Annotated in this window: 19 protein-coding genes; 10 read left to right on the top strand and 9 right to left on the bottom strand. The window is 70.4% G+C overall.

From position 1 onward, the window contains the following. Position 1: 1 nt before the first annotated feature. Positions 2 to 688, bottom strand: a complete 687-nt coding sequence (locus HDA40_RS15805; protein WP_253756451.1) for a TetR/AcrR family transcriptional regulator — start codon at positions 686 to 688, stop codon at positions 2 to 4. An 88-nt stretch (positions 689 to 776) separates the two neighbouring features. Here HDA40_RS15805 and HDA40_RS15800 point away from each other — a divergent pair, with 88 nt between their 5' ends. From HDA40_RS15800 to HDA40_RS15780, 5 genes are read left to right on the top strand one after another with little or no spacing between them, the layout of a single operon-like run. Continuing rightward, entirely contained in the window at positions 777 to 1,961 is a 1,185-nt protein-coding gene (locus HDA40_RS15800; RefSeq protein WP_253756449.1) for an FAD-dependent monooxygenase, read from the top strand. A 53-nt stretch (positions 1,962 to 2,014) separates the two neighbouring features. Beyond that, positions 2,015 to 2,467, top strand: coding sequence for an Hsp20/alpha crystallin family protein (locus tag HDA40_RS15795; protein WP_253756447.1), 453 nt, complete (start codon positions 2,015 to 2,017; stop codon positions 2,465 to 2,467). A gap of 52 nt (positions 2,468 to 2,519) precedes the next feature. Beyond that, a complete protein-coding gene (locus tag HDA40_RS15790) occupies positions 2,520 to 3,431 on the top strand; it encodes an aminoglycoside phosphotransferase family protein (protein ID WP_253756445.1) in 912 nt (303 codons plus the stop codon). 8 nt (positions 3,432 to 3,439) lie between these two features. Further along, positions 3,440 to 4,444 (top strand): ABC transporter permease, encoded by a 1,005-nt coding sequence (locus HDA40_RS15785; protein ID WP_253756443.1) that lies wholly within the window; start codon positions 3,440 to 3,442, stop codon positions 4,442 to 4,444. Positions 4,445 to 4,502: 58 nt separating this feature from the next. Further along, complete coding sequence (locus tag HDA40_RS15780) at positions 4,503 to 5,048, top strand: hypothetical protein (RefSeq protein ID WP_253756441.1); 546 nt, start codon at positions 4,503 to 4,505, stop codon at positions 5,046 to 5,048. 21 nt (positions 5,049 to 5,069) lie between these two features. Here the strand turns inward: HDA40_RS15780 and msrB are convergent, their stop codons facing one another. After that, positions 5,070 to 5,468, bottom strand: a complete 399-nt coding sequence (gene msrB, locus HDA40_RS15775) for a peptide-methionine (R)-S-oxide reductase MsrB (RefSeq protein ID WP_253756439.1) — start codon at positions 5,466 to 5,468, stop codon at positions 5,070 to 5,072. A 29-nt stretch (positions 5,469 to 5,497) separates the two neighbouring features. On the opposite strand from msrB, the gene ligD reads away from it, so the two are divergent. Next, positions 5,498 to 6,505 carry a non-homologous end-joining DNA ligase gene (ligD, locus tag HDA40_RS15770; RefSeq protein WP_253756437.1) on the top strand — a complete coding sequence of 336 codons (1,008 nt, stop codon included), beginning with the start codon at positions 5,498 to 5,500 and terminating at the stop codon, positions 6,503 to 6,505. 77 nt (positions 6,506 to 6,582) lie between these two features. Continuing rightward, positions 6,583 to 7,551, top strand: a complete 969-nt coding sequence (locus HDA40_RS15765; RefSeq protein WP_253756435.1) for a sulfotransferase family protein — start codon at positions 6,583 to 6,585, stop codon at positions 7,549 to 7,551. 101 nt (positions 7,552 to 7,652) lie between these two features. Here the strand turns inward: HDA40_RS15765 and HDA40_RS15760 are convergent, their stop codons facing one another. Continuing rightward, positions 7,653 to 9,155: an alpha/beta hydrolase gene (locus HDA40_RS15760; protein ID WP_253756433.1), complete on the bottom strand. Its 1,503-nt coding sequence runs from the start codon at positions 9,153 to 9,155 to the stop codon at positions 7,653 to 7,655. Between the two features lie 39 nt (positions 9,156 to 9,194). Further along, positions 9,195 to 10,262 (bottom strand): ATP-dependent DNA ligase, encoded by a 1,068-nt coding sequence (locus tag HDA40_RS15755; RefSeq protein WP_253756431.1) that lies wholly within the window; start codon positions 10,260 to 10,262, stop codon positions 9,195 to 9,197. Between the two features lie 136 nt (positions 10,263 to 10,398). Between HDA40_RS15755 and HDA40_RS15750 the strand changes: the two genes are divergently transcribed. After that, positions 10,399 to 10,929: a hypothetical protein gene (locus HDA40_RS15750; protein ID WP_253756429.1), complete on the top strand. Its 531-nt coding sequence runs from the start codon at positions 10,399 to 10,401 to the stop codon at positions 10,927 to 10,929. 25 nt (positions 10,930 to 10,954) lie between these two features. On the opposite strand, the gene HDA40_RS15745 is transcribed toward HDA40_RS15750, so the two are convergent. Beyond that, positions 10,955 to 11,392 (bottom strand): hypothetical protein, encoded by a 438-nt coding sequence (locus HDA40_RS15745; protein ID WP_253756427.1) that lies wholly within the window; start codon positions 11,390 to 11,392, stop codon positions 10,955 to 10,957. A gap of 136 nt (positions 11,393 to 11,528) precedes the next feature. Here HDA40_RS15745 and HDA40_RS15740 point away from each other — a divergent pair, with 136 nt between their 5' ends. Continuing rightward, positions 11,529 to 12,785, top strand: a complete 1,257-nt coding sequence (locus tag HDA40_RS15740; RefSeq protein WP_253756425.1) for an ATP-grasp domain-containing protein — start codon at positions 11,529 to 11,531, stop codon at positions 12,783 to 12,785. Next, the gene (locus HDA40_RS15735; protein ID WP_253756423.1) at positions 12,785 to 13,984 is read left to right on the top strand and encodes an MFS transporter; all 1,200 of its coding nucleotides are present in this window, start codon (positions 12,785 to 12,787) and stop codon (positions 13,982 to 13,984) included. Before HDA40_RS15740 ends, HDA40_RS15735 begins: the two co-directional genes overlap by 1 nt. Before the next feature lie 261 nt (positions 13,985 to 14,245). Here the strand turns inward: HDA40_RS15735 and HDA40_RS15730 are convergent, their stop codons facing one another. From HDA40_RS15730 to HDA40_RS15715, 4 genes are read right to left on the bottom strand one after another with little or no spacing between them, the layout of a single operon-like run. Then, positions 14,246 to 15,130, bottom strand: a complete 885-nt coding sequence (locus HDA40_RS15730; RefSeq protein WP_253756421.1) for a DNA-3-methyladenine glycosylase family protein — start codon at positions 15,128 to 15,130, stop codon at positions 14,246 to 14,248. A gap of 17 nt (positions 15,131 to 15,147) precedes the next feature. Continuing rightward, entirely contained in the window at positions 15,148 to 16,092 is a 945-nt protein-coding gene (locus HDA40_RS15725) for a hypothetical protein (RefSeq protein WP_253756419.1), read from the bottom strand. A 10-nt stretch (positions 16,093 to 16,102) separates the two neighbouring features. Further along, entirely contained in the window at positions 16,103 to 18,601 is a 2,499-nt protein-coding gene (locus tag HDA40_RS15720; protein WP_253756417.1) for an AAA family ATPase, read from the bottom strand. Further along, a complete protein-coding gene (locus tag HDA40_RS15715; RefSeq protein WP_253756415.1) occupies positions 18,602 to 19,741 on the bottom strand; it encodes an exonuclease SbcCD subunit D in 1,140 nt (379 codons plus the stop codon). Positions 19,742 to 19,756: the final 15 nt, after the last annotated feature.

Raw genomic sequence — 19,756 nt, 5'->3', positions numbered from 1 at the left:
GTCAGCGGGAGGCGATGAGGACGCCGATCCCGTCGAGGATGCGGGCGAGCCCGAAGTCCAGCGCATGATCCTGACCACCTTCGGTCAGCGTCGACGTCAACGCCGCGTTGACAGCCGGGAAGCGGTCGCCGTGGTCGCGCATGATCTCGAACAGCACCGTGCCGAGCTGGCGTTCGGGGTCGCCGGTGGGGGTGGCGGACAGCTGGGTGGCGATGGTGCGTACGTGGCCGGCGAGGACCACGACGGCGTCCATGCGCTCCCAGCCCTTCAGGCCGGTTTCGTCCAATGCGGACAGTGCGGCCTCCATCCAGGCCACCTCGTTCGGGCCGAGAATCCTCGGGCCGGTCGTCGCCTCGATCGTCCACGGATGCTCCGCGAAGCCTGGCAGTAAAGCCTGTGCCCACGCGTTGAGCCGGTCGCGCCAGCCGTCGCCGGTCAACGGTGGCGGGCTGCCGATCGCCAGGTCGGCCATGAGGGCGACGAGTTCGGCCTTGCCTGGCACGTACCGGTAGAGCGACATCTTCGTGTAGCCGAGGTCGGCCGCCACGCGCTGCATCGACACCGCGGCCAGGCCCTCCGCGTCGGCGATCTCGATGCCCTTGCGCGCGATCTGCTCTGTCGACAGCGCCGGCTTGGGACCTCGCTTCGGCTGGGGCCGAGCGCTCCAGAGCAGTTCAAGACCGTCCACGGACACCTCTCGAAGATCAGGCTTGCGAAAACTGTGTCTAGCGTACACACTAATAACTGTTTCCAGCAGACACTGTTTTGGAGGAATCATGAGGATCTTGATCTCGGGTGCGAGCATCGCCGGTCCGGCGCTCGCGTTGTGGCTGGCGAAGTACGGGTTCGAGCCGACCGTCGTCGAGATCGCCCCGAGCCTGCGCGGCGGGGGTCAGGCGGTCGACTTCCGGGGGGAGGCGCACTTCACCGTGCTGGAGCGGATGGGCGTGCTCGACGATCTCCGCGATCGGCGTACGCACGGCAGCCCGATGACCTTCGTCGACGAGCGCGGCCGGCAACGGCTGTACCTGCCGAGCGACTTCGCCGCCGGAGAGCTGGAAGTCCTACGTGAGGACATCGCCCAGGTCTACTACGAGCACGGCGTCCGGGCGGGCGCCCGGTATGTCTTCGGCGACTCGATCACCAGGCTGAGCCAGCGGAGCGACAAGGTGGAGGTCACCTTCGCCTCCGGCCGGACGGAGGAGTACGACCTGGTCGTCGGGGCCGACGGCGTTCACTCCAACGTGCGGCGGCTGGCGTTCCCGGCCGGCAAGTACGAGACCCATCTCGGCTACTACGTCGCGACGTGGGAACTGCAGAACTACCTCGAGCTGCCGCCGGGTTCGCTCAACTACAACGTGCCGGGGCGCCTCGTCTCGATCGGGCGGGCGTACCGGGACGAGACGCGGGCGGGCGCGTTCGTGATGTTCAAGTCGGACCCGATCGCGTACGACCGGCACGACGTCGAGCAGCAGAAGGACATCGTCCGCCGGGCGTTCGGCGATCTCGGCTGGGAGACGCCCCGGCTGTTGGCCTCCCTGGCCGAGGCCAAGGAGCTGTACTTCGACTCGATCAGCCGAGTCGACATCGAACCCTGGTCGACCGGACGCGTCGCGTTGGTCGGGGACGCCGCCTGCGGCGCCACGATCGGCGGGATGGGCACCGGCACCGGGACAGTGGCGGCGTACGTGCTGGCGGGGGAGTTGGCCCGGGCCGGCGGCGATTACCGGGCCGCCTTCGAGCGCTACGAGAAACTGGTCCGCCCGTACGCTCAAGGCACCCAGGTGGGCGGCGACCGCACCGGCAAGTTCCTCGCCCCGGCGACCACCTTCGGGCGGATGGCTCGGGACGGCCTGCTCAGCCGGAAGTTCCTGCTCAACGCGATGCTGAAGATGGGCCAGGAGGTCAGCAGCAAGATCGAGCTGCCGACCTATGTGGCCCCGGTCACAGCGCGGAATTGAGTCGAGGCGACTCAAGTTGTGCCGGATAGCCACAGAGACTTGAGGAGACAACGATGAGCACGCTTTCGCCGTGGACCCGCCGGGACCCGTTCGCCGAGTTCGACCAGATCGTCCGCCGTGCCTTCGGCCCGACCGTGCGGACCAGTGGGTTCACCCCCGCCGCCGAGATCGACCGCGACGGTGACGACGCGGTCGTCCGCCTGGAGCTGCCCGGTCTCGACGTCGCCAAGGACGTCGTCGTCGAGATCGAGCGCGCTCACCTGATCGTCCGCGGCGAGCGTCGCGACGAGCGGGCCGAGGCGAAGGACGGCCGTACCCTGCGCGAGGTCCGCTACGGCGGCTTCCGCCGGTCGTTCGCACTTCCCGCGCACGTCACGTCGGAGGCGATCACCGCCGAGTACGACGCCGGCATTCTGACCATCAAGGTAGCGGGCGCGTACGCGGGCGCCGCCGCGAAGCGCATCGAGATCGCTTCGACCCCCGACACCCCGGCGCTCGAAGCCTGATCCGGCTCCCAATGGGCTCCCGCTTCGGCGGGAGCCCATTTACATTTGCTGCATGATCACCGTTCCGGAGCAGCTCGTCGCCAATCTGCCCAAGTACTACGGGGATCGCGGCCGGGCCTGGGTCGCCGACGCGCCCCGCCTGGCCGCCGAGCACCTGGACAAGTGGGGGCTCACCGTGGACGGCCCGGTGATGAACGGGGTGGTCGCCCTGGTCGTCCCGGTGCGGACCGCCGACGGGCCGGCCGTGCTCAAGCTGCAGATCGACGACCCGGAACACCCCGGCGAGGCGGCGGCTCTGCGTACCTGGGACGGCAACGGGGCGGTGCGCCTGCTCCGCGAGGATCCGGTCGCGGGCACGATGCTGCTGGAGCGCCTCGACTCCCGGCGCGATCTGCTCAGCGTCCGCGACGACGTCCAGGCCGCGCAGATCGTCGCTCAACTACTTGTACGCCTCAACGCGTACAAGTCGCCGGAAGGTGTCCGCAGCTTGCGTGAGATAGCCGCGGGCATGCTGGAGTCCGCGCCTGCGGCTGCCCAGCGGCTGGCCAATCCCGATGACCGCAAGCTGGTCCTGGAGTGGGCGGCGGCCGTTCGCGAGGTGGCGGGTGAGTGCGGCGATCAGCTGTTGCACTGGGATCTGCATTTCGAGAACGTGCTGGCCGCGGAGCGCGAGGAATGGCTCGCGATCGACCCCAAGCCGTTGTCCGGCGATCCTGCCTTCGAGCTGTTGCCGGCGTTGCACAACCGCTGGCACGAGGTGCTCGCCGCCTACGATCCGCACCGGGCGGTACGCCGTCGGTTCGACGCGATGGTGGAGGTCATGGGACTGGATCGGCAGCGCGCCGTGCTCTGGACCCTGGGCCGGACGCTTCAGAATTCACTATGGACGATCGAGGACGGCGAGAACGCCCTGGAAGCGACGCAGATTCTCGTGGCCGAGGCGATTGTGCATCGACCTCTATAGTGGACCGCATGACGGTCCTCGCCCCTCCGATCACCCCGGAACCGCTTCGTCCCCGCCGTGGTGCGAGCCTGGTCGCACACCTTGGCTGGGAAGGGATTCTGGTCCTGCTCGCCATCGTGGGCTTCGCCTATCTCGTGGTGCAAGAGGGCATCGACGTCATCGGCCGGAACGTGTGGCTGAACTTCGCCGCGACCGGCCTGCTGGCGAGCGCCCTGGCCGTCTCGGTACGCCTTCGTTCGGTGAACCTGGCGGTCGCCGCCCAGGCGATGCTGGCCGGGATCATCTACGCCAAGCTCGTCCAGGAGGACTGGCCGGACCTGGCCGCGGGGGCGGCTGCCGTCGTCGCGGTGCTGATCCTGGGCCTGATCCTCGGCGCGATCACCGGTGTCACCGGCGCACCCGGGTGGGCCGTCTCGATCGGCGGGCTCGGGATCGCCGAAGCGGTGTCCTTTGGGCTGTCCGACGCCCAAGGGTTGGTCGTTCCCGGCACGGGGCGGGCCGAGGTGTGGGTGGTCGCGATCTGGGCCGCCGTCTTCGTCCTCGGCTCGGTGATCGGCGCCGTCGTCTTCCTCGCCACCGGGCTGCCCCGCGACTCCGCCACGTTCGGCTCGCGGGTCCTGCGGGCGATCGGCAGCTTCGCCCTGTCGAGCCTGGTCGCCGGCCTCGCCGGCGTGATGTTCATCAGCTACGTCGGGTTCGCCTCGCCCGCCGGTGACGGTGGCCGCCTCCTCAGCGCGGCCGCGGTCGTCCTGCTCGCCGGGATCAGCGCTGCCACTGGGCGCGGCGGCGTCCTCGGCACCGTGCTCGCGACCTTGGTCGTCGTGTTCGGCAACACCGCGCTGGCCCTCGAAGGCGTCAAGTCGTGGGTGTCGTACTACCTGGTCGCTTCGATCGCGATCCTGATCGGCGTCGTCGTCGGCGCTGTCCTGGACCGCGTCGGACGGCCTTCGGCTCCGCCCGCTCCCGTCGCTCCGCCGGCTCCACCGCCGCCGCTGTCCCCTTGGATGGCGTGATCACGCCGCGGCGTCGGCGCGTACAGCGCGATCGGCGGAGGTGCACCATACTTCGCCTGTGACGGAACAGAACGGGGATCGCGTGCTGTGGCGGGGAGAGCCCGACCGGTACTTCTTCATCGAACGGTCCGACTGGCTGATCGCGCTGATCGGGGTGGTGTGGATCGCGGTGAACGTCTGGTTCATCGTGGACTACCTCAACGAGCGGACCTTCCTCTCCGCGGTGCGCTTCGAGTGGCGGGTCGTGTCCCTGGTCATCGGCATCGGGGTGACACTGGGCCACCCGCTTGTCCGTGGTGTGTCCCTACTCAGCACCAGGTACACGATCACGGAGCGCCAGGTGATCGTCGCGATCGGCGGGCGTCGCCCCCAGGTGTGTGCGATGACCTTCGACCTGCTGCTGCCGCCGGTGGTCCGGCGCCACGGTGACGACGTCGGCTCGGTCGCGTTCGGCGAGTTTCCGCGACCGTGGGACACCGTCGCCGCCGCGGTCGGCCGCCGCCCCGTGACTTCGATGATCGTGCTGCGCTATGTCGGGCCGGTCGACGAGATCCTGGCGCTGATCACCTCGGCCCGCGACCGGGCGTGGGCGGTCGCCGGATGAGCGGATCGGCGACGAGACGCGCTAGGCCCGCTGTTCCGGTTCCAGCGTCAGGCTGATCGAGTTGATGCAGTACCGCTGGTCGGTCGGCGTCGGGTAGCCCTCGCCCTCGAAGACGTGCCCGAGGTGGGAGTCGCAGTTCGCGCAGCGCACCTCGATCCGCACCATGCCGAGCGAGCGGTCCTCCAGCAGGGTGACCGCGGCGTCCTTCGGGTCGTAGAAGGACGGCCAGCCACAGTGGCTGTCGAACTTCGTGTCGCTGCTGAACAGTTCCGCTCCGCAGGCGCGGCAGCGGTAGACGCCCTTGGTCTTGGTGTCGACGTATTCGCCGGTGAAGGCGGGTTCGGTGCCGGCCTCACGGAGCACGCGATACTCCGCCGGGCTCAGCCGGACACGCCACTCGTCCTCCGAGATCTTCTCCATGCCTTCACGGTACGGGGTAGCGTCGCCGTATGCCCAAGGCCGAGGCGCAGACGTATGAGGTCGGTAAGCGATCCGTAAGACTCAGCAGTCCCGACAAGATCATCTTTCCCTCGCGGGGCTACACCAAGCGGGACGTCTTCGAGTATTACCTGGCCGTCGGGGAGGCGATGCTGCGCGCGGTCGGCGACCGGCCGACGACGTTGCAGCGGTTCCCCGACGGGATCACCGGTGAGGCGTTCTATCAGAAGCGCGTACCCGAGCGGGGTGTGCCCGACTGGCTGACGACCGCCCAGATCACCTTCCCGAGCGGGCGCAAGGCCATCGAGCTGTGCCCGACCGAGCCGGCGCACCTGGCGTGGGCGGCGCAGATGGGCACGATCGTGTTCCACCCCTGGCCGGTACGCGGACAGCGCCCGGACCATCCGGACGAGCTGCGGATCGACCTCGATCCCCAGCCGGGGACGGACTTCTCCGACGCCGTCGAGGTGGCCTTCCTGGCTCGCGAGCTGTTCGCCGAGGCGGGGTTGACGGCGTACCCGAAGACTTCCGGCGGGCGGGGCATCCACCTGTTCGTCCGCGTACGCCCGGAGTGGGACTTCATCGAGGCCCGGCACGCCGCCATCGCCTTCGGCCGGGAGCTGGAGCGGCGGCATCCCGAGCGCGTGACGATGGCGTGGTGGAAGGAAGAGCGCGGCGAACGCATCTTCATCGACTTCAACCAGATGTCCCGCGACCGGACCATCGCGGCTGCGTACTCGTTGCGGGCCAACGAAAGGGCGACCGCGAGCGCCCCGGTCGGCTGGGACGAGCTGCGCGACGTCGACCCGAACGACTTCGATCTGCGTACCGTGCCGAAGCGGCTGGCGGCGACGGGCGATCCGTGGGCCGACCGCGAGGGTGAGGTTTTCGGGCTGGAGACCCTCATGGAGTGGTGGGCGGCCGACCCGGTCGAACAGCCGTATCCGCCGGATTACCCGAAGATGCCGGGGGAGCCGATGCGCGTGCAACCTAGTCGTGCGCGCACCCCGTCCGAGTGAGTCTTGAACATTTTGTGAACGAGGATCGGGCGCGCTTCCAGTGACTGCTGACGGCCATCGCCCACAATTCGTGGGCAATGGCCGACAAAGATGCGGAACGTCCGATTTTCGTCATGGGCTGTCCTCGTTCGGGCACCACGATGGTGCAGCTCATGCTGCACCGGCATCCCCGGATCGCGATCCCGCCGGAGAACCGCTTCGTGCTGCCCGGCTACCTGGCCCGGCGTACGTTCGGCGACCTTCGCCTGCGCTCGTCCCGGGAGAAGCTCGCCGGCTGGATCGTCGACCGGCCGCAGTCCAAGTTCGGGGACCTGGGACTCGACGCCGACGACATCCGCGCTCGGCTCGCCGACGGTCCCGGCGACCTCGGCGGCCTCTTCGCGATCGTGCTGCGGGCGTACGCGGAACGGTTCGGCAAGCCGCGTTGGGGCGACAAGCGGCCGGCGTACCTGAACAACGTGGACATGATCCGGCGGCTCTTCCCGACGGCGCAGCTGATCACGATCGTCCGCGACGGCCGGGACTGCTGCGCCTCGCTCAAGGAGATGCCGTGGCAGACCCGCAAGGACATCGCCTCGCTGGCCGCCCAGTGGGCGTACGCCGTCGACTGTGCCCAGCGGGCGGCCCGAACCCTGCCAGCTGACGCGTATTACGAGCTGCGGTACGAAGACCTCGTCGCCGACCCCGACCGAGCGCTGCGAGACCTGTGCGCCTTCCTCGGGGAGGAGTTCGACCCCGCGATGACCCGGCCGTCGGAGATCGCCGCCGACGCCGTGCCTGCGGAGAAACCGTGGCATTCGCGTACGCACCAGCCGGTGGGCCAGGCCCGCGCCGGGTCCTGGCGGACCCGGCTCACGGCCGACGAGATCGCCCTGTGCGAGGCGGTCCTCCGGAGCCGGTTGACCGCCCTGGGCTACGAACCGTCCGAGTGCCCTTCGCCGCGCGTGGGCCAGCGTCTGCGCTACGCCGTCGTCGACTCCGAACGACGGGCGCGACTGGCCCGTCAACGCGTACGGGACCTGACGAGCCGGCTCACGCCTCGTTGATCATTGACTTGGGGAGTTGATCACGGGCCTAGGTTCGCCGACACGCCGTCGAGCACGACCGTAAGTTCATGATCAACCAGAACGGACAGGGGAGGGGCGGGTCAGGCGGGGCAGGTTTTGCCTTCGGCGGGGACGGTCAGGTCGATCAGGTACGCGTTGACCGCCGACGAGATGCACGAGGTCTCCGGGTACGCCGTGTGCCCCTCGCCCTCCCAGGTCAGCACGTGCCCGACACCCAGCATGTTCGCCAGCGCCGGAGTCTGCTCGTAGGGGGTGGCCGGGTCGCCCTTCGTGCCCACCACGACGATGGGCGGCGCGCCGTTCGCCTTGCCGGTCGGGACCGGGTCACGCCCGCCCGACCACACCGAGCAGGTCAGCGAGCCGATCGCCAGCGGCGCCCCGAACAGCGGGTACTTCTCGCGCCACTGCGACTGGAGGGTCCGGATCTGGCTCACGCTCGGCGGCGAGTCGTCGTCGGTGCAGTTCACCGCCGCGTTGGCGTCGAAGAGGTTGCTGTAGCTGCCGCCGGGTGTGCGCTCGGCGTACGCGTCGGCCAGCTCGAACACCGCTTCGGCGTCCCCGTCGTGCAGCGAGTCGATGGCGTCGGCCAGATCGGTCCAGCGGTCCTGGGTGTAGAGGGCCGAGATGACGGCGTAGAACACCCAGCCCGAGGTCGCCTTGCGGCCCTCGTAGGTCACGGGGTTGGCCCGCGCCTGGTCCAGCGCCTTGGTGATGGCGCCCCGTGCGTCCGGTGCGATCGGGCAGCGGGAGGTGTGGTCCTTGCACCACGCGTCGAAGTTGCTGAAAGCGCGCTCGAACCCCTTGGCCTGGGACTCGCTCGCCTCGACCGAACTCATCGTCGGATCGACCGCGCCGTCGAGCACCATCGCCCGGATGTTCTTCGGGAAGAGCTGGGCGTACGTCGCGCCGAGCAGGGTGCCGTAGGAGTAGCCCAGGTAGGTCAGCTTGTCGTCGCCGACGGCCTGCCGAATGGCGTCGATGTCCTTGGCCGCCTGCACCGTGCCGTAGAGCTTCAGATCGTCGCCGTACTTCGCCTTGCAGCCGGCGTCCATCTGTTTGGTCAGCGTCACGATCTGGTCGAACTGCGCCTGCTCGACGGGGTCGGGCTCGGAGCCGAACGACGCGTCGAGGTCCTCGTCGGACATGCACTTGACCGGGGCGGAACGGCCGACCCCGCGCGGGTCGAAGCCGACCAGGTCGAACCGTCGCAGCACCGACACCGGCAGCGCGTTGGTCAGGTAGACCGCAGTGTCCACTCCGGACCCACCCGGGCCGCCCGGGTTGACCAGCAGCGACCCGATGCGGTCGGACTGGCTGCCGATGCGGGCCCGGATCAGCGAGATCTGGATCTTCGGGCCGTCCGGCTTCGCCCAGTCCTTCGGGACGTCGACCTTGGCGCAGTGGTATTGGAAGCTCCGCGAGGCCTGCGGATAGATCTTGCGCGCCTCGTCGGTGCACGGCGTCCAGATGCCGTCCTTCGTCGGCGACGGCGCGGCGCCCTCGTCAGAGCCGCCCAGCCCGCCAGGCAGGAAGCAGGCGGCTGAGAACAGCGCGGCCACCACCAACAGCACGATCCGGCGCACGTGAAGTCCTCCCGCGTGATCGACGTCGACCCCGTGAGCCTACTTGCCGCCCGCGAGCACCTCTTCGACGTCCAGCCTGATCGGCCGGTCGAGCTGCTCGTAGGTGCAGGAACGCGGGTCACGCTCGGGCCGCCAGCGCACGAACTGCCCGGTGTGCCGCAACCGGTCGCCCTCCATCGCGTCGAAGCCGACCTCGACCACCCAGGTGGGGGCGAGCGGTTCCCACGAGGTGTCCTTGGTCGAGTTCCACCGGTTCGGCGCGGACGGCAGACGCTGACCCTCCTTCGGGTCGAGCCACGGGTGCTCGGCCGGGTCGCGCAGCTCGGCGATCTCGTCGAGCAACTCCTTGCGGCGTGCGGCGGAGAACGCCGAGGTCACCCCGATCGAATGCAGCAGGCCGTCGTCGTCGTAGAGCCCGAGCAGCAGCGATCCCACGATCGGGCCGGACTTGTGCCAGCGGAACCCGGCGACGACCGCGTCCAGCGTCCGGGCGTGCTTGATCTTGCGCATGAGCCGCTTGTTCGGCACGTAGAGCAGATCGGCCGACTTGGCGATCAGGCCGTCGAGCCCGGCTCCCTCGAAGTCGACGAACCAGCGGCGGGCCGTCTCGGCGTCGGTCGTCAGCGGCGTGACGTGCACCGGTGGGCGTACGCCCGAAAGCGCGGCTGCCAGCCGGGCCCGGCGCTGCGGGAAGGGCGTCTGGGTGAGGTCTTCGTCGTCGATGGCGAGCAGGTCGAAGGCGACCATCTCGGCCGGCGTCTGTTCGGCGAGCTTGCGGACGCGGCTGGCGGCGGGGTGGATGCGCTGGGCGAGCAGCTCGAAGTCCAGCCGGGGGAGCCTGCCCTCCTCGCGCCGGATGACGACCAGCTCGCAGTCGATCACTACGCGTTCCGGCAGCTGAGCCTTGACCTGCTCGATGACCTCGGGGAAGTAGCGCGTGAAATCCTTGCCGCCCCGGCTCGCCAGGGCGACTTCGTCGCCGTCGCGGAACACGATGCAACGGAAGCCGTCCCACTTGGGTTCGTAGCTCATCCCCTCGGCCAGCGGGATGTCCGGGACGGCGGTGGCGAGCATGGGCTCCAGCGGCGGCGTGAGCGGCAGTCTCATAGGCCCCAGTCAACCACCCAGGTCCGACAGAGCGCGGGAATGCCTGATCATTGCGCCAGCCATGCTGTTTCGGCGGACATCTCGCTGAGTGAAGCAGCATGGCTGGCGCAATGATCACGGGAATAGGATGGACCGCATGGCGGACGGGGAACGTGCCAAGGGGTATCGCAAGGTTCAGCTGAAGCCGGGCGATCCGACCTCGCTCGATCCCCGGTACATCGTGGCCGTGCCGGACGGGTCGGCGCTGCCCGGCGAGACCGGCGCGCTGGCGTACGAGTCGGGGCGGGGCCCGGTGACCGACGACGAGGCGCTCGGCGTCCTCCGCCGTCGCAAGGGCGCACAGCTGGCCCGCATGTACGCGGAATCCGCGCCGCAGGCGCTGGAACAGCGCGGCCTGCCGCCCACATTGGACGAGGCGTTGGCCCGCCACCTGCCCGGCGAACTGCCCGCCCGCGACAAGGCGAAGGAAGTCACCTCGATCAGCCTGCCGCCCCGGCTCATGGCCCGGTTGGTGGCCCGGGCCGAGCTTGAGGGACGCAACCTCAACGCTCTCATCGAGATGATGTTGTGGCGGCTGGACCGCGAGGCCCCGCTCGACCCCGACGAGGTACGCCGGGAGTACGTCGAGATGATGGACGACCTCAAGAACCGCCAAGCCGCCGACTGAGCCGGCTGCGTAGCCGGCAGCCCGGTCAGCAGATCGGCACGTCGGCGGCGAGCGCGTGCCCGAGGTCGAGCAGCACCGCGAACTGCGCCCCGACCGTCCAGCGGTCGCTGGTCAGTCCGCTGGACAGCAGTCCCACCGTGCACGACGGCTCGGCCAGCCAGCGGCGTTCGGCCAGCACCGCCCGGCCGACCCTCGTGTGTCCGATATGGAGGTACGCCTGCCGCAGCCCCGAGCGTACGTGGGCGTCGGGGTGGCGGGGGATCTCCAGGTGGTCGTCGAGCTGCCGGGCGAACCACGGGCGCAGCCGGGCCAGGATCGGGTCCTCGACCTCGGCGACCAGCAGCGGCCGCTCCGACTCCGGCCACCAGGTCGCGGTGAGCGTTCCGGGGAACCGCAACGCCAGCCGCCGCATCGCTCCCTTCGGCACGACATGTGTCCGGACGGCGCTCGTCACATAGAGCAAGGCGTATCCCCCCAAGTCCCGCAACGGAAGCGTTCAGCTTACCCGAACATGTGTACGAACGGGGGAGGCATTCATCCTCAAAAACATATTATGTTTTAGCGGTTGCCCTGAACGTGCCAACTGCGAGGGAGAACCGATGAGGGTGCTCGTCCTGTCCAACCACACCGCGGTGATGGAGCAGGCTCTGCTGGCCGCCGGTCACGAGGTGATCGTCTGCCTGTCCAAGCCGAACGTCGCGCTGCGCGCCGCGCAGAACCCGCCTTATCCGATCCGGTCGGTGACCCACTGGACCGACTTCACCGAGCTGGCAGGGCTGGCCCGGGACCTGCGCGGCCGGGTCGACGCCGTCGCCACGCTGTGGGAGGGGGCGATGGTCGCCGCCGGCTTCCTTCGCGACCTGATGAGCCTGCCCGGTCAGCCGACCGCCGAGGCGGTCCGGTTCACCGACAAGGCCGTCATGAAGTCCGTCCTGCACGCGGCAGGCGTACCCGTCGCGGCGCACCGCGTCGTCCACGAGGCCGCGGAGATCCCGGCGGCAGCCGCTGAACTCGGCGGCTTTCCGGTCGTCGTCAAGCCGCTCACCGGTTTCGGCTCGACCAACACCCACGTCATCCGCGACCGTCGCGATCTGGAGCGGATGCGGGCGGAGATCTTCACCCGGCGGCTGGACGCCTCGGCGTTCTTCCGGGCCGAGCCGGCCTTCCGGCCGCTCGACGACCAGGGTGGCTTCGTCGTGGAACAGTTCGTGCGAATCCGCAACGAGTACCACTGCGACGCGTTCTGGGCCGGTGGCGACTCCGTCTACCAGATCCCGGGCCGCTACAACGTCCCGCCCCTTCGCGGCATGGGCGGCACGCTCGGCTCGGTCCTGCTCGACCCGACGTCGCCGGAGGGCATGGCGGTCGCCGAACTGGCCGAACAGGCCGCTCGCGCGCTCGGCATCCACGACGGCTTCACACACGCCGAGATCTACCTCGACACCGAAGGCCGCTGGCTGCTCGGGGAGATCGCCGCGCGGCCGGGCGGGGGCGGCATTCAACACGCGCTGCTCCACGCGTACCACGTGAACGTGCCGGAGATGCTCGGACAGTTCGGGGCCGGTGAGCCGGTGCGGGTCGAGCCTCGCCCGGAACCCGGAGTCTGGGGCTGGGCCGGGCCGTATGTCCCGCCGGGCCGGGTCGTGCACATCGCGAGCCGGGACGAGGTGCTGCGGCAGCCGGGCGTGGTCGACGCGAGCGTCGTGACGCAGGTCGGCGGCGAGGGCGGGCTGACCGGCTCGGGACAGTGGGGCGGCCTGGCCGGGTACGCCTGGCTGCACGGCGACACGCCGCAGGAAGTGCTGGCGCTGATGGACCTCGTCACCGAGCGGTACGAGATCGAGGTCGAGGTCTGATGGGATGGTGGCAGCGCCGGTTCGGCGGCCTTCCGCGCGCGTTCTGGGGCTTGATGAGCGGCGTCGGGCTGGCCCGGCTCGGCTTCTTCGCCGTGCCGTTCCTGACCTTCTGGCTGGTCGCCGACCGGCACTTCACCGCGGCTCAGGCGGCCGTCGTGATGACCGCGTTCGGGTTGGGCTGGACGCTGTCGATGCCGCTCGGCGGCTGGCTCGCCGACCGGCTCGGCCGCCGCCTCGTGATCGTCTCCAGCGCTTTCGGGGCGGCGGCGGCGTACGTGGCGATCGGTGGGGCACAGGGTCTGCTGTGGACAGCCGGGCTGGCCTTCGCGACCGGGCTCACCTTCGACCTCTACCGCCCGGCGGTACAGGCGTTCCTGACCGACGTGGTCCCGGGCGACCACCGGAAACGGGCGCTCGGCCTGCTCTACCTCGTGATGAACGTCAGTCGCATGGTCGCCTGCGTCCTGGGCGGGCTGCTCGCCTCACGTGCTTTCTTCGTGCTGTTCCTGGTGAACGCGGCCGTCAACGTCCTCTTCGGACTTCTGGCCCTCCGGCTGCCCGCGTCGTCCAGCACGTCCGCACGCAACGTCGGCTTCGGGGCGGCGCTGCGAGACCCCGCGCTGATCGGCTTCACGGCGATCACGGCGGTGTTCTACTCGGTCCACATGCAGAGCATGGTGAGCCTGCCGATCGTGTTCAGCTCGGTCGGCGCGACACCCCTGGACTACGGCCTGCTCCTGGCGCTCGACCCGCTCGTGGTGGTCGTCGTCCAGCTGCTGTTCCAGCAGTGGCTGCTGCGTACGCCGGCGTTGGTGGTGTGTGCGCTCGGCGCGGGGATGGTCGGCATCGGGCTGGCCCTGACCGGCCTGTCCGGCTCGCTCGGCGAGGCCGCGCTCACGATCCCGCTGTGGGTCGCCGGCGAGGTCGCCTTCCTCACCGCCGCCCCCGGGGTGGTCGCGATGATCGCGCCGGAACACCTCCGCGGTGTCTACTTCGGAGTGTGGGGCGGTACGCAGGGCTTGGCCGCCGTCGCGGCCCCGCTCGTCGCTTCGCTCCTCGCCGGGTCGCTGCTCATCTGGCTCGGCGGCGCCGTCTTCGGGGTGATCGCGGGCGTCGCCTGCCTGGGGTTGCGGGGGTGGCTGCTGCGTCGCCGGACCGACCTGGCGGCGGTTCCCGTACGGGCGGCTATTCGGTCATGATCGTCGGCTGCCGCCGTTCTTCGCGGTTCTAGGGCGGTGATCGTCGGCTGCCGACGATCTTGGGGATCCGTGCGCTCGTGATCGTCGGCGGCCGACGATCGTGGGGCCAATGGCGCGTTGATCGTCGGCTGCCGCCGTTGTTGAAGGTGCGCGCCGCGTTGATCGTCGGCTGCCGCCGTTCATCGCGGCATTAGGGCGGTGATCGTCGGCTGCCGACGATCACCGTCTGGAGAGCGAGCTGGCGAACAGCGAGCGAGGCGGTCAGTAGCTGCGGAAGGAGCGGATCGGCGCGCGGGGACCGTACCTCGGCGCGCCGATCCCGGCCCGGGTCAGCAGCTGGCAGACGCGCCCGCGATGGCCGCGGAACGGTTCGAGCAGCTCCAGCATCCGTTCGTCGGTCGCGCGGGGTTCCCCGGCCAGCGCCCAGGCCACCTGGTTCTTGATGTGGTAGTCGCCGACGCTGACGGCGTCCGGATCTCCGTGCGCGTTGCGCATGACCTCCGCGACCGTCCACGGCCCGATCCCCACCAGGGCCAGCATCCGGCGAGCGGTCGCCTCCGGCTCGCGGTCGGGCCACGGCGTACGCGCGGCGCGCAGCAACGTGTCCGCCCGCCGTTGCTCCAGCCCGAGCGGGTGGAGGTCGTAGTAGCGCAGTGAGCCGACCTGCTCCGCCGACGGCGGCAGCAGCAAGGTCGGATGCGGGCCTGGCGCGGGCTCCCGGAAGCGCCGCACGATCGCGGAGTACGCCTGGTACGCCTCCTTGCCGGTGACCTTCTGTTCGCATACCGCGCGGAGGAGGTGGGGGAAGACCTGCCCGGTCGCCGGCAGCCGGAGACCCCCATGCCGGTGCGCCAAGTCGGCGACGACCGGATGGGTTTGAGCCAGTGCCCGGAACTCGCCCAGATCGTCCCGTAGGCCGAAGACGGCGTCAGCCCGGTCGAGCAGCCACTCCGCGCCCGGCCCGTACGCCTCGGCCCGGCCGTCCCGATGCAGCCCCAGTGAACCCGGGCCGTCCGGCGTACGCGCGGCGTGCCAGAACACGCCGTCGATGAACCGGCGGCACGGATCATGGGTGCCCATGGACAGCTGACCCAGGGTGCCCGCGAAGTCGTACCTCGCGGGCAGGTCCAGCCGTCTCTCTAGCACCTTTGTATTGTGCCTGGTCACGTCCGCGCGGACGCAGCCGCCAGGGCCCGCTGGAGGAGCTTGGTGTCGCCGAGCATCCGGCGCAGCCGCTGTTCGAGCCCTCCGATCGGGACGAGCTGCTGGGGTGCGCGCGGATCCTTGACGGCACTGGAGGCGTACCGGGGGAGGGTGACGCAGGACAACTCGGCCAGCTCGATCGCCTGCGCCGGGGCCAGTTCGGCCGAGCATTCCAGGCGGACGACGCCCGACCACGGGATCGGGATGCCGCCCGGCTGACGCAGGTACCAGGTGTATCGGCTCCAGCGCCCGCCGATGCGGAAGACCGGCGTGCGCTGCCCGGGAGACAGCGCTCCGACTACCGGGAGCAGATGGTCGGGCAGGTACTGCTTCTGCTGGGTCTTGGCGTACCCGATGACGCGAGGCGGCGCGCCCGGTCCACGTAGTGGGCCGTCGACCACGACCAGTTCGTCGCCCCCGCTGAGGGTGGCGAGCACGTCCGTGGTCGTCCGCTGCTCCAGCTGCATCAAGGCGGTCTGCATCGCCGCCATCAGGTCGGCGTCCTGCGCGCCCTCGATGCGGACGGTCTTGTAGCGCACCGTGGTCCCGGCGTCTACATCGGATTGATCGGCGGCGGAGGTGAAGATCGAGCGTTCGACGGTGGCGGCGGCGACGGTCGCGGTCCCGGTGGCGCAGCGGACGACCCCGGCGGCGTACGAACAGGCCAGCCCGGGGGACGGCGGGGTGCCGCCGATCCCGGCCGTCCAGATCCGGGCGTCGATCCGGCGTACGCCGTCGACCATCAGCACGGTCGCCGGCGGCTTCAGCCCGGCCGGGGCGTCGAGCGGTCGCCACTGCTCAGCGGGCAGCTCGACCTCGACGTCGAGTCCGTCGGCCGGACCAGGGGCGGACGCGTCGAGGCTGGCGCCGTAGGACGGGTCCCATGCATCGACGTGGAAGCTCATAGCCAGATTTCTACCCTATCCTGTCCACTCGGGCGGTGCGGGCGTCTTTGCGTACCTCGAAACGGACCGGAATGCGTTCGGCGAGCGCGGCCACATGCGTCACCACACCCACCATCCGATCGCCCCGGGCGGCGAGATTCTCCAGCGTCGCCGCGACTACGTCCAGTGTGGACGAGTCGAGCGTGCCGAACCCCTCGTCCAGCAGGATGGAATCCAGGCTGGCCGCGTGCGCCATCCCGGCCAGTTGATCGGCCAGACTGAGCGCCAGGGCCAGCGAAGCCTGGAAGGTCTCCCCGCCGGACAGCGTACGCACCGGGCGGGTGAGCCCGGCGTCGTGATGATCGACCACGAAGAACTCACGATTGCGGTGCATCAGGTCGTACTGCCCGGCCGACAGCTCCCGGAGGATCTCCGAGGCGCCCGCGACCAGGGCGTCCAGTGCCTCTTCGAGCAGCCACGCCTCGAAGTTGTTGGCCTTCAGGTGCTGGGCCAGCGTCGCCGCGACGGCTCGCTCGGTCTCGATCTGCTTGCGCTGCTTCCGCAGATCGTCGGCCCGCTTGCGAGCGTCCAGGATCTTGTCGCGGGCGGCGGCGGCGCGCTCGACGGCGACGGTGACCGCGCGGTCGAGCCCGGCGATCTCGCGCGGCATCGCGACCTCGGCCTCGTCGAACCAGTCCCGGATCCGGTCGAGCACCGTCTCCTCGCTGGCGGTGGCCTCCCGGGCGGCCTGATCGGCCTCCGTCCGCAGCGCGGTGAGCTGTTGACCGGCCTGTTTCGCCCACTCGGCGAGCCCGGCCCAGGCCGCCTGCAGGTCCTCACGGTCGACCGGCGGCGGGGCGACGACCGGTCCGCCCGGCACCACGGAGGCGACCGAGTCGCGGGCGGTGTCGAAGATCCGCCAGGCGGCCCGCAGCCGGTCGTCGACCCGCTGCACCTCGGCCAAGGCGGCGCGCTGCTGTTCCATCGCACGGCGCCGCGCCGCCCCGGCCCGGTCCAGCGCCTGCTTCGCCTGCGCGTGCGCGGCGAGTTGGGCGTGCAGCTCCGCCTCCTCGGGAGCCCCGGCGAGCACCTCGGCCAGCTGAGCGATCTCCTGGTCGAGCTGTTCCTTGCGGGCGCGGATGGAGGCCAGCCGGCGATCGGTCTCCCGCGCGGCGTCGTCCGCGGTCTGCCGATCACGGTCGGCCTTCTCCGCCTCGGCGCGTACGCGCTTCAGCCGATCCTGGGCGGCGACGGTCGCCCCGACCTCGCGCTGTGCGGGCAACGTGGCTACCGACTGCTCGCAGACCGGGCAGGCGTGCCCGACCTGGAGCAACGGCCGCAGCACCGCCACCCGGTCGGTGTTGCGCGCCTCCTCCAGTGCGTGCTGGGCGTGGACGACCTCGTCGGCCTTGCCCTTCGCCAGCTTCGTCGCCTGCTCCACCGTACGCATCGAGGCCGTGTGCGCCTTGTCGGCCTGCGTCAAGGCGGTCGCCCCGTCGCCCTGCCGGGCGCGCAGCGCGGCGAGCCGGGCGAGCCCGTCCAGCGTGCGCTTTACGTCGGCCGGATCGACGGTCGCGTCGAGGCGAGCGCGCGCCTTCTCCTCGTGCTCCTCGGCCGCGGTCAGCTCGTCCGCGACACCGGCGAGCCGGGCCTTGGCCTGTTGCCCAGCCGTCGCCAACGCCCCGGCGTCGGCGGGTGCGGCGATGCGGCCGAGCGCGGTGAGCCGCCCGTCCACCACGGCCAGCGCTTCGACCGCCGCCCGGCGTTGGGCGTCGAGGGCGGACAACCCCGGCGCCTCGGCCACCACCCGGGCGGCGAGCGCTTCGACGGCGTCCACCCGCTCCTGCGCGGCGGCCAGCAGTCCGTCGTCGGACTCGGCGGCGAGGTCGGCGAGCAGCCGTTCGGTCGCCGAGAGCTGATGGGCGGCGGCCTTGTCCCGCTCGGCGGCCTTCTCGCGGATCTGCTCGTAGACCTCCAGCCCGAGCAGCTTCACCAGGATCTCCTGGCGCTCGGCCGGCTTGGCGTGCAGGAACGCCGCGAACTCGCCCTGCGGCAGCAGGACGCACTTGATGAACTGGTCGTAGGGCAGCCCGACGACGTCGGCCACGGCCGCGTCCAGTTCGACGGGCGTACCGGCGAGGGTCTGGCCCAGCTCTTCGACGGGTTCGTCCCCGTCGAGCACGGCCACGTTGAACGTCGGCGGCAGCAGTTGCAGCCCCGCCTGCTTCGTGGCGACCCGGCCCTTGCCGTCCCGCCGGACGACCCGGGTCACGGCGTAGCGGCGGCCGCCGGACTCGAAGATCATCCGAACCGCCGCCTCGATTCCGGACGGCGCGAGGGCGTTCACGACGGTCTTGCCGCTCCAGCGCGGCACCTGGCCGTAGAGCGAGAAGCAGATCGCGTCGAGGATGGTGGACTTCCCCGAGCCGGTCGGGCCGACCAGCGCGAAGAAGTCGGCGTCGGTCAGGTCGATGACGGTGTGCTCGCGGAAGATCGCGAAACCGCGCAGGTCCAGCCGGAGCGGGCGCACTCAGCTCACCTCCTGGTAAAGCTCCTCGAAGAGCTTCTGAGTGGCGGGGTCGTCATGACCACGGTCGGCCAGGTAGTCGGCGAACAACGCGACCGGTGACCGTTCGGCCCGAGCCGGCCGGTCGGGGTGCTTCGTCTCCAGCATCGCCGGATCGATCCGGATATCCAGGGCGCGCGGCAGCATCTCCTGCACCTGCTCGCGCAGCCCGGCGCGCGGCTTCTCGCTCACCACGACGCGCAGCCAGTCGTCGCCCGGGTCCATCTCGGACAGTTGCTCCAGGGTGCCCCGCAGCGTACGCAGCCGCCGCCCGGACGGCAGCGGAACCTCCCGGACGAGCGCCGTGGTGTCGGCGGTGGCCTCGACGATCGTCACCGACGGCGGGTTCTCCTCCTCGCCGAAGTCGACCGGCAACGGGCTGCCGCTGTAGCGGACCGGGCAGTGCCCGGGGAGCGTCTGCGCCCGGTGCAGATGGCCCAACGCCACGTAGTGCGTGTTCGGCGGGAACACCGTCGAGGGGACGGCGTAGCCGAGGATCGTGTGCGCCTCCCGCTCGCCGCCGCCCATCGCCGCGCCGACGACGGTCAGGTGCGCGGTGACCAGGTTGACCGCGCTCGGGTCGGTGAAGCTCTCCGCCGCGATCGCCTCGAGCAGGCGCGACAGGTGGTCGGCGTACGTGCTGTGCGCCTCGGCCTGGGTCAGCTCGAACATGTCGAGCGCGCGGACGGCGTACCGCTGGGAGAGGAAGGGCAGCGCGATGCAGCGCCACGGCTCGCCGCCCGGGGTCACCCCGGTGATCAGGTGGTCCGCCGGTTTGTCGGAGACCCGGCCGCGCAGGTGCAGGTTCTCCGACTCGGCGAACACCCGCAGGGCGTCCAGCGCCGGCCCGTTGTCGTGGTTGCCGGCGATCACCACGATCTCGGCGAGTCGCCGGAGCGCTGCCAGCGCCCGGTAGACGATCTTCTGGGCCTCGGGCGTCGGAGCGGCGGTGTCGAACAGGTCGCCCGCGACGATGATCAGGTCGGGTCGCTCCCCGCGGGCGACCTCGATGACCGAGGCCAACGCGGTGAGCTGTTCCTCGGCCCGCGGCTGTCCTTTCAGGACTTTCCCGACGTGCCAGTCGGAGGTGTGCAGGATCTTCACGGCAGAGCCCTCTCC

Origin of the sequence: Hamadaea flava (assembly GCF_024172085.1) — a bacterium.
Taxonomy (GTDB): Bacteria; Actinomycetota; Actinomycetes; order Mycobacteriales; family Micromonosporaceae; genus Hamadaea; species Hamadaea flava.
The sequence above is the reverse complement of the archived record's forward strand: the minus strand, read 5'-3'. Positions and strand labels throughout refer to the sequence as shown.